Raw genomic sequence first — 14,518 nt, forward strand, 5'->3', positions numbered from 1 at the left:
CGCGGAGCGGCCGCATCGCGGCGTCGCCCGCATCCTCCATGGCCTCTTCCGTCGACTGACACCGAAATCCGCGACACCGAAATTCACGACACCCATGTCCGACACGTCCTTATCCGATGCCGTCTACGGCCTACCGCCCGCGGAGCTCGCCGACGTTCCGCCCGGCGCCGTCCAGGTCTCGCCCCTCGTTCCCGGGTCGGCCCGACTGGAGGATTGCGCCGACCTGAGCCTCGCGCGGGTCTGGATGCTCGCGCCGCCCGGGACCGTGGAGCGCCGCTTCGTCCTGGCGCAGGCGCTTCGCGCACTCCGGCCCGGCGGCGACCTCCTGGCGCTGGCGCCGAAGGATCGCGGCGGGGCGCGGCTCGCGCGTGAACTTTCCGACCTCGGCTGCGGCAGCGCCGAGGAGGCCAGGCGCCACCACCGGATCTGCCGCGTCGTCCGGCCCGAGGGCGCGTTGCCGCTGGACGCGGCGCTCTCCGAGGGCGCACCGCGCCACATCGACAACCTCGCGCTCTGCACGCAGCCCGGCATCTTCTCGTGGGACCGGCTCGATCCCGGCAGCGCACTGCTGCTCGCGACCCTGCCTGCGCTGAAGGGCGCCGGCGCCGACCTCGGCTGCGGCCTCGGCATCCTGGCGCGCGCGGTGCTGGCCTCGCCCGCCGTCACCGCGCTGACGCTGGTCGACGTCGACCGCCGCGCCGTCGAGATGGCGCGCCGCAACGTCGGCGACCCGCGTAGCAGTATCCGCTGGGCCGACATCCGCGCCGCCGACCTGGGCCTGACGCGCCTCGACTTCGTGGTGACGAACCCGCCCTTCCACGATGGGGGTGCCGAGGACCAGAAGCTCGGCCAGGTCTTCATCCGCCGCGCCGCGGAGGCGCTTCGCCCCGGCGGCAGCCTGTGGCTGACGGCCAACGCGCACCTGCCCTACGAGCGCGTTCTCGGCGAGGCCTTCAAGGCGGTGACGGTGAAGGCGTCGGCCCACGGCTACAAGGTGTTCGAGGCGCGCAAGTGAGGCGGATTCGTCCGAGTCGGGGTCTTCGATGAGCAAGGTCCCGACCGCCCGGCTCGACAAGCTGCTGGCCAACCTCGGCTACGGCTCGCGCCGCGAGATCGCGGGCCTGGCGCGGGCCGGCCGCATCGTCCTCGACGGCGCGTCCCTCGACGACGCGGGCGCCCGCATCGCCGTGACCCTGGACCTGCCCGCACGCCTGACCGTCGACGGCGAAGGCATCGACCCGCCGCCCGGCCTCGCGCTGATGCTGCACAAGCCGCTGGGCGTGACCTGTTCGCACAAGGAGGCCGGCCCGCTGGTCTACGGGCTGCTGCCCGAGCGCTGGCGCCGCCGCGACCCGGCGCTCTCCACCGTCGGCCGCCTCGACAAGGAAACCTCCGGCCTGCTGCTCCTGACCGACGACGGCGCGCTGCTGCACCGGATCATCGCGCCCAAGGCCAACGTCGCCAAGCGCTACCGCGTCACGCTGGATCGCCCGCTCCGGGGCGACGAAGGCGCGATCCTCGCCGCCGGCACCCTGACCCTGGAGGACGACGACAAGCCGCTCCTCCCCGTGGGATTCTCCGCCGACGACGCGACCCACGCCACCGTGACCCTGCACGAGGGCCGCTACCATCAGGTCCGCCGCATGTTCGCGGCGATGGGCAACCACGTCACGGCCCTCCACCGAGACCGCGTCGGCGGGCTCGACCTGCCGGCCGACCTGCCGGCGGGGGCGTATCGGGTGATGGATTCGCTCGCGATCGCAGCGGTCTTCGCGGCGGCGGAGTAAGCCCGGCGGTCGGTCCTACGCGCCCACCTGCGGATGCGTGGTCCATCTTGTCGCAGGCGCCGACGATGCGACGGCGTCGATCGACGATGAAAACGCTTCGAAAGGTATCTAGACCTAAGGTGGTCGCCGAGAGGCCGAGGTACGCGTCGATGCAATCCTACGATATCGGCGAGGGCTTGCAGCCGGACATCGTCGAGCGTGAAATCGCGGCGGGAAGCCGCCGGCTCGCCTTCGCGCGGCCGATCGAGACGTTGTTCGAGCGGAACGGCCGGGAGGCCCGCGCCCGCGTCATGACGATCACGACCCTCGTCGGGGTGCTGGTCTACGACCTGTTCCTCGTGCTGGACCAGATCCTCCTGCCCGACGTCTTCGCGATGATGGTCGTCGCCCGGATCGGGATCTTCACGCCGTTCGCGCTCGGAATGCTGTGGATCGCACGCCGGCACCCGACCCGGTTTCGGATGGAAGGCAGCTCGGTGGTCTGCGGCCTGCTCTCCCTGCTGTTGCCGACACTTGTCCTGGCGCAGAGCGACAGCGTCTTCAAGCTCAATTATCAGTACACGAACGTTCTCATCATGATGTTCGTAGCGGTGGTCCAGCAGAACCGCTTTCGATACGCGCTCATCGCGCTCGTATCGAGTATCGCCATCCATTTCAGTGTGATATTTTGGTGGAGAATGTTCGACGTCGCCAACTCCATGGCGATCGTCATGTTCTACTCGACGTGCTTGATCCACCTCTCGATCGCGGCCTACATCATCGAATACCACGAGCGCAGGAGTTTCCTCTTCGGGCTCCATGCCACCCTGCTTCGCGAGCAGATCACGCGCGCCGCGCGGACGGACGCGCTGACCGGCCTCTTCAACCGGCGGTACCTGGCCGAATACTTCGACGCCCTGGCCCCATCGCCGCCGGTCCGCACCATCCTGGCGATCCTGCTCGACATCGATCACTTCAAGGCCTTCAACGACAGCCGCGGTTATATCGAGGGCGACGACTGCCTGCGCCGGGTGAGCGCCGGCGTCGCCGCGGTCGCCGCCCGGCGCGGCGGGGTGACCTTCCGATTCGGCGGCGAGGAGATCCTGATCCTGGTGCAGGGCATGGAGCTGGCCGACGGCATGCAGCTGGCGGAGGCGGTGAGGGCGGCCATCGAGGCGACCGCGATCCCGCACCCGGCGCTCGGGGCCGGCCGCGTGGTCACCGCCAGCCTGGGCGTGGCCAGCGGCCTCGTGCCGGGCATCGCGCTGAGCGACCTCGTCGCCGCCGCGGACACCGCGCTCTATGCCGCCAAGCGGGCCGGCCGCAACCGCGCGCTTCCCGGCCCCGTCCCCGTGGCGGCGGAGCAGGACGGTCCTCCCTCGCACCGGTCGGAGCCCGGCGACACCGTTGCCCCGGCGGCGATCCTCTGCTAAGGCCCCGCCCATTCCACACGCGGAGCCGGCCCCATGCCTGAATGGGGCGTTTCCGGTGATCGGCTGAAGCTTCAGCCGGTCGCTACCTCCGCGGCGGCATAAACCGGAAAGAAAGCGAACACTCATGGCCGTCGATTTCACCATGCGCCAGCTCCTCGAGGCCGGCGCCCACTTCGGGCACCAGTCGCACCGCTGGAACCCGAAGATGCAGCCCTACATCTTCGGTACCCGCAACAACATCCACATCATCGACCTCGCCCAGACGGTGCCGGCCCTGCACACCGCGCTGCAGGCGGTGAGCGACACGGTCGCCAAGGGCGGCCGCGTGCTGTTCGTCGGCACCAAGCGCCAGGCGGCCGACACGATCGCCGAGGCCGCCAAGCGTTCGGCCCAGTACTACGTCAACTCCCGCTGGCTCGGCGGCATGCTGACCAACTGGAAGACCATCTCCGGCTCGATCTCGCGCCTGCGCAAGGTCGACGAGACCCTCGACACCGGCGGCCCGGGCCTCACCAAGAAGGAGCGCCTGATGCTGTCCCGTGAGAAGGACAAGCTCGAGAAGGCGCTCGGCGGCATCAAGGACATGGGCGGCGTGCCCGACCTGCTGTTCGTGATCGACACCAACAAGGAGCAGCTCGCGATCAAGGAGGCCCAGCGCCTCGGGATCCCGGTCGCCGCCATCGTCGACACCAACTGCAACCCGGACGGCATCACCTACGTGGTCCCGGCCAACGACGACGCCGGCCGCGCCATCGCGCTCTACTGCGACCTGATCGCCCGCGCCGCCATCGACGGCATCTCCCGCGGCCAGGGCACGTCGGGCGTCGACCTCGGCGCCTCCGAGGAGCCGATGGCCGAGGAGCTTCCCGGCGAGGAGGCTGCCGCCGTCTCGGTGGAGTCGGGCGCCCTCGACCCGGCCGACGTGGCGATGCTCGCCGAGACCACCGAGCACTTCGAGCTGCTCGCCGCCCCCCGCGGCGCGCCGGACGACCTGTCCAAGCTCCACGGTGCCGGCCCGCAGATCGTGCAGAAGCTCAACGAAGGCGGCATCTACCATTACTGGCAGATCGCGGCGATGAGCCCCGAGGACGTCGCCAAGGTCGACGCTGACCTGAAGCTCAACGACCGCTTCAGCCGTGACGGCTGGGTCGCCCAGGCTCGCGGCTTCGTCGAGGCCCAGGCCGCCGCCTGATCGCCCGCTGGATCGCGGCGGCCCCGTCCGGGGCGCCGTGATCCGCACCATCACATTCGGGCCCGGCGTTCACCCCTGAACGTCGGGCTCCTCTCATCTGAACGATACGAAAGGACCGGCCATGGCCAACATCACCGCCGCGATGGTGAAGGAACTCCGCGAGAAGACCGGCGCGGGCATGATGGACTGCAAGGGCGCGCTCAACGAGACGCAGGGCGACCTCGAGGCCGCCGTCGACTGGCTGCGCACCAAGGGTCTCGCCAAGGCCGCCAAGAAGGCCGGCCGCGTCGCCGCGGAAGGTCTCGTCGCCGTCGAGTCCGCCGGCCACCACGCCGCGATCGTCGAGGTCAACTCCGAGACCGACTTCGTCGCCCGCAACGACGCCTTCCAGGCCTTCGCCCGCGAGGCCGCCAAGATGGCGCTCGACTCCGACGGCACCCTCGACAGCTTGCAGGCCGCCCACTTCCCCGGCGGCAGCGAGACCGTCTCGGAGAAGCTGCAGAACCTCATCGCCACCATCGGCGAGAACATGAACCTGCGCCGCGTCGCCAAGCTCGACGTGAGCAAGGGCGTGATCGCGAGCTACGTCCACGGCCAGATCTCCGAGGGCCTCGGCAAGATCGGCGTGCTGGTCGCGCTCGAGTCCGAGGGGGACGTCGAGTACCTCTCGACGCTGGGCCGCCAGATCGCCATGCACGTCGCCGCCACCAACCCGGTTGCGCTCGACGCCTCCGGCGTCGACGACGCCACGCTGGAGCGCGAGTCGAACATCCTGCGCGAGAAGAACGCCGGCAAGCCCGACCACGTGATGGCCAAGATCGTGGAGAGCGGCCTCAAGAGCTACTACAAGGAGGTCACTCTCCTGGAGCAGCCCTTCGTGCACGACGGCTCGAAGACGATCAGCCAGGTGATCAAGGAGGCCGCCGGCAAGGCCGGCGCCCCGGTCGCGCTCACCGGTTTCGTGCGCTACGCGCTCGGCGACGGCATCGAGAAGGAAGAGGGCCCCGACTTCGCGAGCGAAGTCGCCGCCATGTCGCGCTGAGCCGCAGCACGATCGTTTCGGGAAGCCCCGGCCGCAAGGCCGGGGCTTTTTGCGTTGTACCGTCGAACGGCGTGGCTGCCGGCGTTCGCCTCAGGCGATGGCGGCGGCGACCATGTCCGGATGCAGGGCGATGACGCGGACGTAGGCGACCGCGAAATCGGGTGCCGTGGTCCGCGCCTGCTCCCAATCGCGCAAGGTTCCGAGCGACACCCGAAAGCGCAGAGCGAACTTGCCTTGCGATAAACCGAGGCTCGTGCGCGCCATACGGATCAGCCGAGCCTTCTGCGCCCGATCCAAAGCCGTGGCCGAGACGTCGAAATCCTCCGGGTCTCTGGTCTCAGAGGCCAGAATGGCAGGCTCGTCCTTCACCGGCGTTGCTCCTTCTGACCGAGATGAACCGCGGTCGCCCGTTCCGCCAGGTGAACACGACCGTATGTAGTTTGCCCTCAACCGACCCGACGGCCTTGAAGCGTTCCTCCCCGTCCTGCGGGCGGACAGAGGGAATGATCAGGTGGGCTTCGTCCGGCATGATCCTGTCGCCGAATGCGAGCGACAGGCCGTGCCGCTCGCGGTTGATCGCGTCCTTGCCGGGATCGAACGGCTCGTTCATCCGATGATGAGTGCGGAATTTCCGTACTTCTGGCAAGTTCATCCTCGTGGTCGGCCGCCGATTTTTCGGAAGCGGTTCGCCGACCGGGTCTCCGAGCCCTCGACGGTCCGGGGCGGGGTGACGTAGAAGCCCCTCGGTTCTGGATCAGGTGCGGCCGTGTCGCCGGACCCTATGAGGTGGACGATGCCGGAGACGACGCCGTTTCGCCGCGTGCTGGTCAAACTCTCCGGCGAGGCGCTGGCCGCCCCGGACGGGTACTGGCTCCATCCGCCGACGCTGGCGGGGCTCGCCGAGGACATCGCCCGCGCCATCGAGGCCGGGATCGAGGTCGCGCTGGTGGTTGGCGGCGGAAACATGATCCGCGGCGCGCGGATCTCCCAGGCCGGCTTCATCGATCGAGCCACCGGCGATTCGCTCGGCATGATGGCGACGGTGATGAACTCGCTGGCGCTTGAGACCGCGCTGAACGCGGCCGGCGTGCCCGCCCGCACGATGTCGGCGGTGTCGATGCCGACGATCTGCGAGACCTACGCGCGCCAGCCCGCCCTGCACCACCTCGACAAGGGCCAGGTGGTGGTGCTCGCCGGCGGCACCGGCAACCCGTTCTTCACCACCGATACGGCCGCCGTGCTCCGTGCCGCGGAACTGCGCTGCGACGCGGTTCTGAAGGCGACGCAGGTGGACGGCGTCTACTCGGCCGACCCCAAGACCCACCCCGACGCGACCCGCTACGACCGCATCACCCACGACGAGGCGATCAGTCGTGACCTCAAGATAATGGATACGGCGGCCTTCGCCCTCGCCCGCGAGAGCCGGCTGTCGATCGTCGTCGGCTCGGTGCACCCGCCGTCCTCGATCACCGCGATCCTGACGGGGCAGGCGCCCTCCACCCTGGTCGTGCCTTGAGACGGCACCCGCGGGTCGGCTCGGGCACGCCCGCGAAAAACAACCAGCGGGCGAAGTTCGTCGTGACGGTTTGGTGAGGATTGAAGGGTTTTAATTCCGGCGCGTCGCGCGGGATAAGCTTTGCGCGGAAACGACGGACCCGTCGAATGCCGCTTTCGCAAATCGTGTTTTTCAGTCGAAATCAGATCAGGCTGGCCGGTGGCTCCATGCGCGAGATGGTCAAGGACATCCTGACTGCCTGCAACCGCTACGATCGCGTGTCCGGGCTGACCGGGGCCCTGGTCTTCAACGATCACTTCTTCCTTCAGGCGATGGAGGGGGAGAGGGCGGCGATCTCGGAACAGCTTTGGAAGCTCGCCGCAGACAACCGCCACAGCGGCATGGTGCTCATGTCGAGCCGTCCCATCGAGCAGCGCGACTTCGAGGGTTGGATGGTGGGCTTCGCCGGCCATTCCGACGCCCTCGACGCGATCTACATGGATTACGGCGCGACCCCGAAGCTCGACCCGAGCGCGATGCCGGTCCAGAGCGCCATCAAACTCCTGCGTGCCTTCGCGCATCTCGACGGCGGCCATTTCGTCCAGAAGTCCGGGGCTGGGCCGATCGTGCCGAAAGACCCGGCCCGCCGGGGCGCTTGAGAACCCGCGCCCGCTGCCGAGCCGAGAGGCTCCGATCGCGGTCCCGATCCGGACGGACGCCATTTGCGGCGAGTCGGATTTTGGTCCATGGAAACGCCCGAACGGCCCCAAGGCCCATCTCACTCCTGATCTTCGCGTCGGAATACCGCCCGCATGGCTACACCAACCCCTTTCGACCTGTCCGACATCAAGCGCCGCATGCAGGGCGCCGTCGCATCGCTCTCCAAGGACCTCGGATCGCTGCGCACCGGCCGCGCGACCCCCAGCATCCTCGACCCGATCCAGGTCGACGCCTACGGCGCCTCGATGCCGATGGCGCAGGTCGCCACCGTCAGCGTGCCCGAGCCGCGCCTGCTCTCGATCTCGGTCTGGGACCGCGGCATGGTCACGGCGGTGGAGAAGGCGATCCGCGAATCCGACCTCGGCCTCAACCCGCAGACGGAAGGCCAGACCATTCGCCTGCGCATCCCCGAGATGAACGAGCAACGCCGCAAGGAAATGGTCAAGGTCGCGCACAAGTACACCGAGGAGGCCCGCGTCGCGGTCCGCCACGTGCGCCGCGACGGGCTCGACCACCTCAAGAAGCTGCTCAAGGACAGCGCCATCTCCGAGGACGACGAGAAGCGCCAGGCCACCGAAGTGCAGAAGGTCACCGACCAGTACATCGGCGAGGTCGACGGGGTGCTGGCGTCCAAGGAAAAGGAAATCATGCAGGTGTGAGGCGGCTTGCGGCTCAATCTCCCAAGTGGAGAACGAACCCGTGACTGCTTCCGAGATGTGTGGCGCCGGGATCGATCGCGTCCGAAACGACGATGTGACGGAGTTGGGCGGCGTGGACGAGAAGCATTTTGCGCATCTTGCCCTCGTGCGGTTTCGAGGGCCGGAGATCCGCTGATGGCCGTCCCCGACGCCACCGCTGGCGCCCGGAAGAACCCTTTCGCGAACCGTGAGTTCGGCCTTCGCGTCGTCTCGGGGCTGGTGCTGGCGGCGATCGTCGTGGCCGCCCTGGTGCTCGGCGGCTGGGCGTTCGCCGCGATCTGGCTCGTGGCCGGCATCGTCGGGGCCGCCGAGTGGATCGGCATGAGCCGTACGGTGCCGCGCCGCGCGCTCCTCGCCGTCGTCGCCGGCACGCTGATCCTGACAGCCGCATGCTTCGAGGGCGCCGCGCCGCGCTACGCAGTGGCGGCCATCCTGGTGCTCGGCGCCGTGCTCTGCCTCGTCCTGGCGCAGGGGAATGCTGGACGCCTGCGGGCGCTCGGTGCGCTGTCCGGCGGCGCCGTGATCGCCCTGGTGCCGGTGGCCCTGCGCGATGCGCCGACGATCGGCATCCTCGGGCCGGCCTGGATGTTCGCCGTGGTCTGGTCGACCGACGTCGTCGCCTACTTCACCGGCCGGACGCTCGGCGGCCCGAAGCTGATGCCGCGGGTGTCGCCGAAGAAGACTTGGTCCGGCGCGCTCGGCGGCCTCGCCGGGGCGGTCGCCGCCGGGATCGGCGTCGTCATGCTCGCCCGGGCACAGGGCTGGAGCCCGCTCGCCGCGACCTCGCTGGTCTGGGTCGGGCTCGCCAGCGCCGTCGCCTCCGTCCTGAGCCAGGGCGGCGACCTCGTCGAATCGGGCCTGAAGCGCCGTTACGGCGTGAAGGATTCCGGCGCGTCGATCCCCGGCCATGGCGGGGTGATGGACCGGCTCGACGGGTTCTTTGCCGTCGCGCTGCTGGCCGGCCTCTACCTGATCCTGCGCCGCCTCGCGGCCTGACGGAGTTTTACGCCGTGACCCACACCGTCACCATCCTGGGCGCCACGGGCTCGATCGGCCGCTCGACCACCGACTTGGTGGCCCAGCACCCGGACCGCTTCCGGGTCGGCGCCGTCGTCGGCGGCTGCGACGCCGCCGCCCTGGCCAAGGTCGCGCGCGAGACCGGGGCGCGCTTCGCCGCCTTGGCCGACCCGGCCGGCGGGCCGGCGCTCGCCGAGGCGTTGTCGGGCTCCGGCATCCCGAGCGGGGCGGGCGAGGCGGCGGTCCTCGACGCGGTGGCGCAGGACGCCGACATCGTCGTCGCCGCGATCAGCGGCGCGGCCGGGCTGAAGCCGACCCACGCGGCGCTCCGCCTCGGGCGACGGGTCGCGCTCGCCAACAAGGAGAGCCTGGTCTGCGCCGGGGACGCCTTCATGCGCGACGCCAAGCGCTACGGCGCGACGATCCTGCCGATGGATTCCGAGCACGACGCGCTCAGCCAGGCGATGGCCGGGCGGCCGCTCGCGGACGTGCGCACCATGATGATCACCGCGTCCGGCGGCCCCTTCCGGACCTGGACACGCGAACGCATCGCGGCCGCCTCGCCGGCCGAGGCCGCCGCCCACCCGACCTGGTCGATGGGCATGAAGATCAACATCGATTCCGCCTCCCTGATGAACAAGGGGCTGGAGTTGATCGAGGCGCACCACCTGTTCGGCATCGAGCCGGACCGCCTCGACGTGGTGGTGCATCCGCAATCGGTGATCCACGGCATGATCTACTGGCTCGACGGCGCCGTCACCGCCGAGCTGGCGCTGCCCGACATGCGGGTTCCGATCTCGCACTGCCTGGGCCTCGGTGACCGCCTGACCATCGCCCGCGGCCGGCCCCTCGACCTCGTGGCCCTCGGCAGCCTCACCTTCGAGGCGGCCGACGAAGCGCGCTTCCCCTGCCTGGCGCTAGCCCGCGCGGCGCTCGCCGAGGGCGGCGCCGCGCCGACCGTGATGAACGCGGCCAACGAGATCGCGGTGGCGGTCTTCATCGCCGGCGCGATCCCGTTCTACGGCATCGCCGACCTCGTCGAGCGCGCCATCGCGCATTTCTCAGGCCTCCACCGCACGGCGCCGGACGGCGTCGAGGAGGCCCTGGCCATCGATGCCGAAGTCCGGGCCTGGAGCACGGCGGCGCTGCCGCGGTTGCGCGCGGCGGGGTAAGCCGTCTCCGCCGTCATTCCGCGGCGCCGCAGGCGAGCCCGGAATCCAGAGCCGCCGACGGTGCCATCTCGATCACGACCTAGGGTTCTGGATTCCGGGTTCTGCTTCGCAGCCCCGGAATGATGGAGCGGATGCGGTAAGCATCGACGCCGATCATACCCAAACGCGGCTCGTCACCGCTCCGGGCCGTACCCCGCGAAGAACACCCGCACGGCTTCCCGGATGCGATAGTCGATCTCGTCCCGCGTCACCGGATCGCCGGCATTGAACAGCAACCGCGTCAGCAGGCCGGCCTGGCAGAGGTGGAGGAAGTGCTTGGCGGCGAGGTTCGTGTCGTCAGCCTTCAGGCGCCCGGCCGTGACCTGCGCGTCGAGGTAGGCGGTGAGCCGCGCCACGCCCATCGCCGGGCCGGCCTCGAAGAAGGCTTGGCCGAAGCGCGGAAACTTCTCGCACGCCCCGATCACCATGCGGATCACCGCCACGTGCTCGGGGCGGACCATCTCGATGAGGTAGGTGGTGCCGAGCCGCGTCAGCACGGCGGCGACGTCGGGGTCGTCGGCGTCGAGCCTGAACAGCGCCTCGGCGAGGCCGCGCTTCTCCTCCAGGGTCAGCGCCTCGAACAACGCCTCCTTGCTGTCGAAGTAGACGTAGAGCGTGCCTTTCGAGACCCCAGCCGTGCGGGCGATCTCGCCCATGCTCGCCCCGTCGAAGCCCGCACCCATGAAGACCTGGCGCGCGCCGTCGAGGATCTGGCGGCGCTTGTCGCTTTCCGGCGTCGCGGCATCTCGTTCCAGCGTGGCGGAGGTCGCGGGCATCTTGCCGATCCTGATTGACCGAACCGTTCGGTCAATGGTATTTACCGCGTTGGATCGGCAGACGTCAAACTTTTAGCGCCGATGACCGAACGGTTCGGTCAGCAAGTTACGAGACTGGGATTTCGGGCATGTCGTTGCGCGAGGATGGCGACCGGATCGATGCGATCGAGACGACAGACGCCGTGCGGGACGACCGCGCCGAGGCGCCGCGTGCTGCCCAGAAGGCGGTTGAGCCGCCGCCCGCCGCCCCGAAGGTCGCCGAGCCGCCGGCAGCAAAGACGCGCTCGCGCAAGAAGCTGGTCTTGGCCGGCCTGCTCTGTGCGGTCCTCGCTGGGGGCGGCTACCAGGGCTGGCAGTACTGGACGGTCGGGCGGTTCTTCGTGTCCACGGACGACGCCTACGTGCAGGCCGACATCTCGGTGCTCGCGGCCAAGGTGTCCGGTTACCTCGAAGCGGTGCCGGTGGTGAACGGCCAGTCGGTGAAGAAGGGCGACGTGATCGCCCGGCTCGACGACGGCGACTATCGGCTCGCGCAGCAGGCGGCGCAGGACAAGCTCGCGACCCAGGAAAGCACGATCGTGCGGATCGGCCGGCAGGCCGACGCAGCCCAGGCGCAGGTCGCGCAGATGGCCGCACAGATCGACGCCACCAAGGCCGACGCGGTGCGCGCGCTCGCCGACTACAACCGCGCGACGCAGATGCAATCCGACTACGTCGCCAAATCCCGCCTCGACCAGGCCAAGGCCGACCGCGACCGGACCGACGCCGCGGTGAAGGGCGCAGAGGCTGGGCTGATCGCGGCGAAGGCCAACGTCGAGGTGCTGCATGCCCAGCAGCGCGAGGCCGAGAGCCTGGCCGCCGAACTGCGCACCGCCGTCGATCGCGCCAAGCGCGACGTGGCCTTCTCGACGATCCGGGCTCCGTTCGACGGCGTCGTCGGCAACAAGGCTGTCGAGGCTGGCGCCTACGTCGCGCCGGGCTCTCGCGTCGCCGCTCTGGTGCCGCTGAAAAGCGTACGCATCGATGCGAACTTCAAGGAGACGCAGCTCGTGCGCGTCCGCCCGGGGCAGCGCGTCCAGGTCAAGGTCGACGCCTATCCCGGCCGCGAGATCGAGGGTGAGGTCGAGTCGCTCTCGCCCGCCTCCGGTTCGGTCTTCAGCCTGTTGCCGCCCGACAACGCCACGGGCAACTTCACCAAGATCGTCCAGCGCCTGCCGGTTCGGGTGAAGGTGCCGGCCGACATGGCCGCCGAAGGCCTGCTCCGGCCCGGCCTGTCGGTGACGGTCCGCATCGACACCCGCGACGGCGCCGACGCGCCGCTGCTTCGCACCGCGCACAAGCAGGACTGACGCCCATGGCCGCGAGCGCCGCCGTCGGCCCCGGCCGCGGCCCGATCCCCGCCGTGCCGGCGGTGGCGGCCGAGCCGCCGCTCGACCGCCGCCGGATGGTGGCGTTCCTGTGCATGGTGTTTGGGATGTTCATGGCGATCCTGGACATCCAGATCGTCTCGGCCTCGCTCAACGAGATCCAGGCGGGCCTCTCGGCCTCGGGCGACGAAATCCCCTGGGTCCAGACCAGCTATCTCATCGCCGAGGTGATCTCGATCCCGCTCTCGGGCACCCTTTCGCGGGTGCTCTCGACCCGGTGGATGTTCGTGATCTCGGCCGGCGGCTTCACGCTGATGAGCGTGATGTGCGCCACCTCCTCGTCGATCAACGAGATGATCGTCTGGCGCGCGCTGCAGGGCTTCATCGGGGGCGGCATGATCCCGACGGTGTTCGCCTCCGCCTTCACCATCTTCCCCCCGTCCAAGCGCTCGATCGTCTCGCCGATGATCGGCCTCGTGGCGACGCTGGCGCCGACCATCGGCCCGACGGTGGGCGGCTACCTGACGGATCTCGGCTCCTGGCACTGGCTGTTCCTGATCAACGTGGTGCCCGGTATCGCCGTCACGGTCTCGACCTACGTCCTCGTCGACTTCGACGAGCCGAACCTCGACCTGTTCAAGAGCTTCGACTGGTACGGGCTCGCCGGCATGGCCGGCTTCCTCGGTTGCCTCGAATACGTTCTCGAAGAGGGACCGAACCACGATTGGCTGCAGGACGACGCGGTGGCGATCTGCACCGTGATCGGCGTGGTGTCGGCGGTCGGCTTCTTCTGGCGGGTCTTCACCGCGAAACAACCGATCGTGGACCTGCGCGCCTTCACCGACCGGAACTTCGCCGCCGGCTGCGCCGCAAGCTTCGTCCTCGGCATCGGCCTGTATGGGCTGACCTACCTCTATCCGGTCTACCTCGCCCGGGTCCGCGGCTACTCGGCGCTGCAGATCGGCGAGACGATGTTCGTCTCGGGCCTGTGCATGTTCGCCACCGCACCGATCGCCGGGCGTTTCTCCGGCAAGGTCGATCCGCGCATCCTCATGGCGATCGGGTTCACGGGCTTCGCCGCCGGGACCTGGATCGTCACCGGCCTGACCAAGGATTGGGACTTCTGGGAGCTGCTGTGGCCGCAGGTGCTGCGCGGCTGCTCGCTGATGCTGTGCATGATTCCGATCAACAACATCGCGCTCGGCACCCTGCCGCCGGCCCGGATCAAGAACGCGTCGGGTCTCTACAACCTCACCCGCAACCTTGGCGGCGCGGTGGGGCTCGCGCTGATCAACACCCTGCTCAACGACCGCTGGGACCTGCACCTCGCCCGCCTGCACGAGCGCTTCACCTGGGCCAACGGCGCGGCCCTGGAGCGCCTCGACGCGATGCGGCGCCAGTTCGAGGCGACCGGGGGCGACGCGGAGAAGATGGCCTTGAAGGCGATGACCAACACCGTGCGGATGCAGGGCCTGGTGATGAGCTTCGAGGACGTGTTCCTGGTGCTCACCGGCCTGTTCCTGACGATGGCGCTCGCCACCCCCCTGATCCGTAAGCCGGCGGCCGTCGCCGGCGGCGCGCACTGACGCATCGGTCCAGGCTGCGTTCGAAAGCTGGGTTCGCAGGCTGCGTTCGCAAGCGGCGTTCGAAGAACGGGATTGCGGGGAAAACCACGGCCTGCGCCCCGCAGGCGTCGCGGCGCGCGCGCGCTCGTGCCACGCTTGAGATCGGGTCGCGCAGGTTTGCGTTGGATCACCACGGCACCGATCTGCTAGGACGGAACGCTGGGCCCGCGCGCGGC

At 69.3% G+C, this 14,518-nt stretch carries 15 protein-coding genes; 12 read left to right on the plus strand and 3 right to left on the minus strand.

The genetic code is table 11. The features are described 5' to 3' along the window. Positions 1-94 precede the first annotated feature (94 nt). The 5 genes from MFF13_RS17280 (at position 95) to tsf (ending at position 5,433) form a co-directional block, all read left to right on the plus strand. Positions 95-1,015, plus strand: coding sequence for a class I SAM-dependent methyltransferase (locus MFF13_RS17280; protein WP_147827850.1), 921 nt, complete (start codon positions 95-97; stop codon positions 1,013-1,015). 28 nt (positions 1,016-1,043) lie between these two features. After that, positions 1,044-1,787, plus strand: coding sequence for a pseudouridine synthase (locus MFF13_RS17285; RefSeq protein ID WP_238272583.1), 744 nt, complete (start codon positions 1,044-1,046; stop codon positions 1,785-1,787). A gap of 47 nt (positions 1,788-1,834) precedes the next feature. Beyond that, the gene (locus MFF13_RS17290; RefSeq protein WP_238272584.1) at positions 1,835-3,199 is read left to right on the plus strand and encodes a diguanylate cyclase; all 1,365 of its coding nucleotides are present in this window, start codon (positions 1,835-1,837) and stop codon (positions 3,197-3,199) included. A gap of 124 nt (positions 3,200-3,323) precedes the next feature. Continuing rightward, positions 3,324-4,391 carry a 30S ribosomal protein S2 gene (locus MFF13_RS17295; protein ID WP_147750497.1) on the plus strand — a complete coding sequence of 356 codons (1,068 nt, stop codon included), beginning with the start codon at positions 3,324-3,326 and terminating at the stop codon, positions 4,389-4,391. A gap of 121 nt (positions 4,392-4,512) precedes the next feature. Then, positions 4,513-5,433, plus strand: a complete 921-nt coding sequence (gene tsf, locus MFF13_RS17300) for a translation elongation factor Ts (RefSeq protein ID WP_238272585.1) — start codon at positions 4,513-4,515, stop codon at positions 5,431-5,433. A 90-nt stretch (positions 5,434-5,523) separates the two neighbouring features. On the opposite strand, the gene MFF13_RS17305 is transcribed toward tsf, so the two are convergent. Both MFF13_RS17305 and MFF13_RS17310 read right to left on the minus strand, forming a co-directional pair. Then, positions 5,524-5,802, minus strand: a complete 279-nt coding sequence (locus tag MFF13_RS17305; RefSeq protein WP_147827853.1) for a helix-turn-helix domain-containing protein — start codon at positions 5,800-5,802, stop codon at positions 5,524-5,526. Continuing rightward, positions 5,771-6,043 carry a BrnT family toxin gene (locus tag MFF13_RS17310; RefSeq protein WP_147827908.1) on the minus strand — a complete coding sequence of 91 codons (273 nt, stop codon included), beginning with the start codon at positions 6,041-6,043 and terminating at the stop codon, positions 5,771-5,773. Before MFF13_RS17310 ends, MFF13_RS17305 begins: the two co-directional genes overlap by 32 nt. A gap of 183 nt (positions 6,044-6,226) precedes the next feature. Here MFF13_RS17310 and pyrH point away from each other — a divergent pair, with 183 nt between their 5' ends. From pyrH to dxr, 5 genes are all read left to right on the plus strand, one after another. Then, positions 6,227-6,949, plus strand: coding sequence for a UMP kinase (gene pyrH, locus MFF13_RS17315; protein WP_147750500.1), 723 nt, complete (start codon positions 6,227-6,229; stop codon positions 6,947-6,949). 80 nt (positions 6,950-7,029) lie between these two features. Further along, the gene (locus MFF13_RS17320; RefSeq protein WP_238272586.1) at positions 7,030-7,587 is read left to right on the plus strand and encodes a BLUF domain-containing protein; all 558 of its coding nucleotides are present in this window, start codon (positions 7,030-7,032) and stop codon (positions 7,585-7,587) included. A gap of 153 nt (positions 7,588-7,740) precedes the next feature. Beyond that, complete coding sequence (gene frr, locus MFF13_RS17325) at positions 7,741-8,307, plus strand: ribosome recycling factor (RefSeq protein ID WP_147750502.1); 567 nt, start codon at positions 7,741-7,743, stop codon at positions 8,305-8,307. Between the two features lie 174 nt (positions 8,308-8,481). Beyond that, complete coding sequence (locus MFF13_RS17330) at positions 8,482-9,342, plus strand: phosphatidate cytidylyltransferase (protein ID WP_147827854.1); 861 nt, start codon at positions 8,482-8,484, stop codon at positions 9,340-9,342. A gap of 14 nt (positions 9,343-9,356) precedes the next feature. Continuing rightward, positions 9,357-10,535 carry a 1-deoxy-D-xylulose-5-phosphate reductoisomerase gene (dxr, locus tag MFF13_RS17335; protein ID WP_238272587.1) on the plus strand — a complete coding sequence of 393 codons (1,179 nt, stop codon included), beginning with the start codon at positions 9,357-9,359 and terminating at the stop codon, positions 10,533-10,535. A gap of 173 nt (positions 10,536-10,708) precedes the next feature. On the opposite strand, the gene MFF13_RS17340 is transcribed toward dxr, so the two are convergent. Continuing rightward, positions 10,709-11,350: a TetR/AcrR family transcriptional regulator gene (locus MFF13_RS17340; RefSeq protein WP_147750505.1), complete on the minus strand. Its 642-nt coding sequence runs from the start codon at positions 11,348-11,350 to the stop codon at positions 10,709-10,711. Between the two features lie 128 nt (positions 11,351-11,478). On the opposite strand from MFF13_RS17340, the gene MFF13_RS17345 reads away from it, so the two are divergent. Together MFF13_RS17345 and MFF13_RS17350 are read left to right on the plus strand one after the other, a co-directional pair. Continuing rightward, entirely contained in the window at positions 11,479-12,699 is a 1,221-nt protein-coding gene (locus MFF13_RS17345; RefSeq protein WP_238272589.1) for an HlyD family secretion protein, read from the plus strand. A gap of 5 nt (positions 12,700-12,704) precedes the next feature. Next, entirely contained in the window at positions 12,705-14,303 is a 1,599-nt protein-coding gene (locus tag MFF13_RS17350) for a DHA2 family efflux MFS transporter permease subunit (RefSeq protein WP_147827857.1), read from the plus strand. Positions 14,304-14,518: the final 215 nt, after the last annotated feature.

This window comes from Methylobacterium cerastii (assembly GCF_022179125.1).
Classification (GTDB): domain Bacteria; phylum Pseudomonadota; class Alphaproteobacteria; order Rhizobiales; family Beijerinckiaceae; genus Methylobacterium; species Methylobacterium cerastii.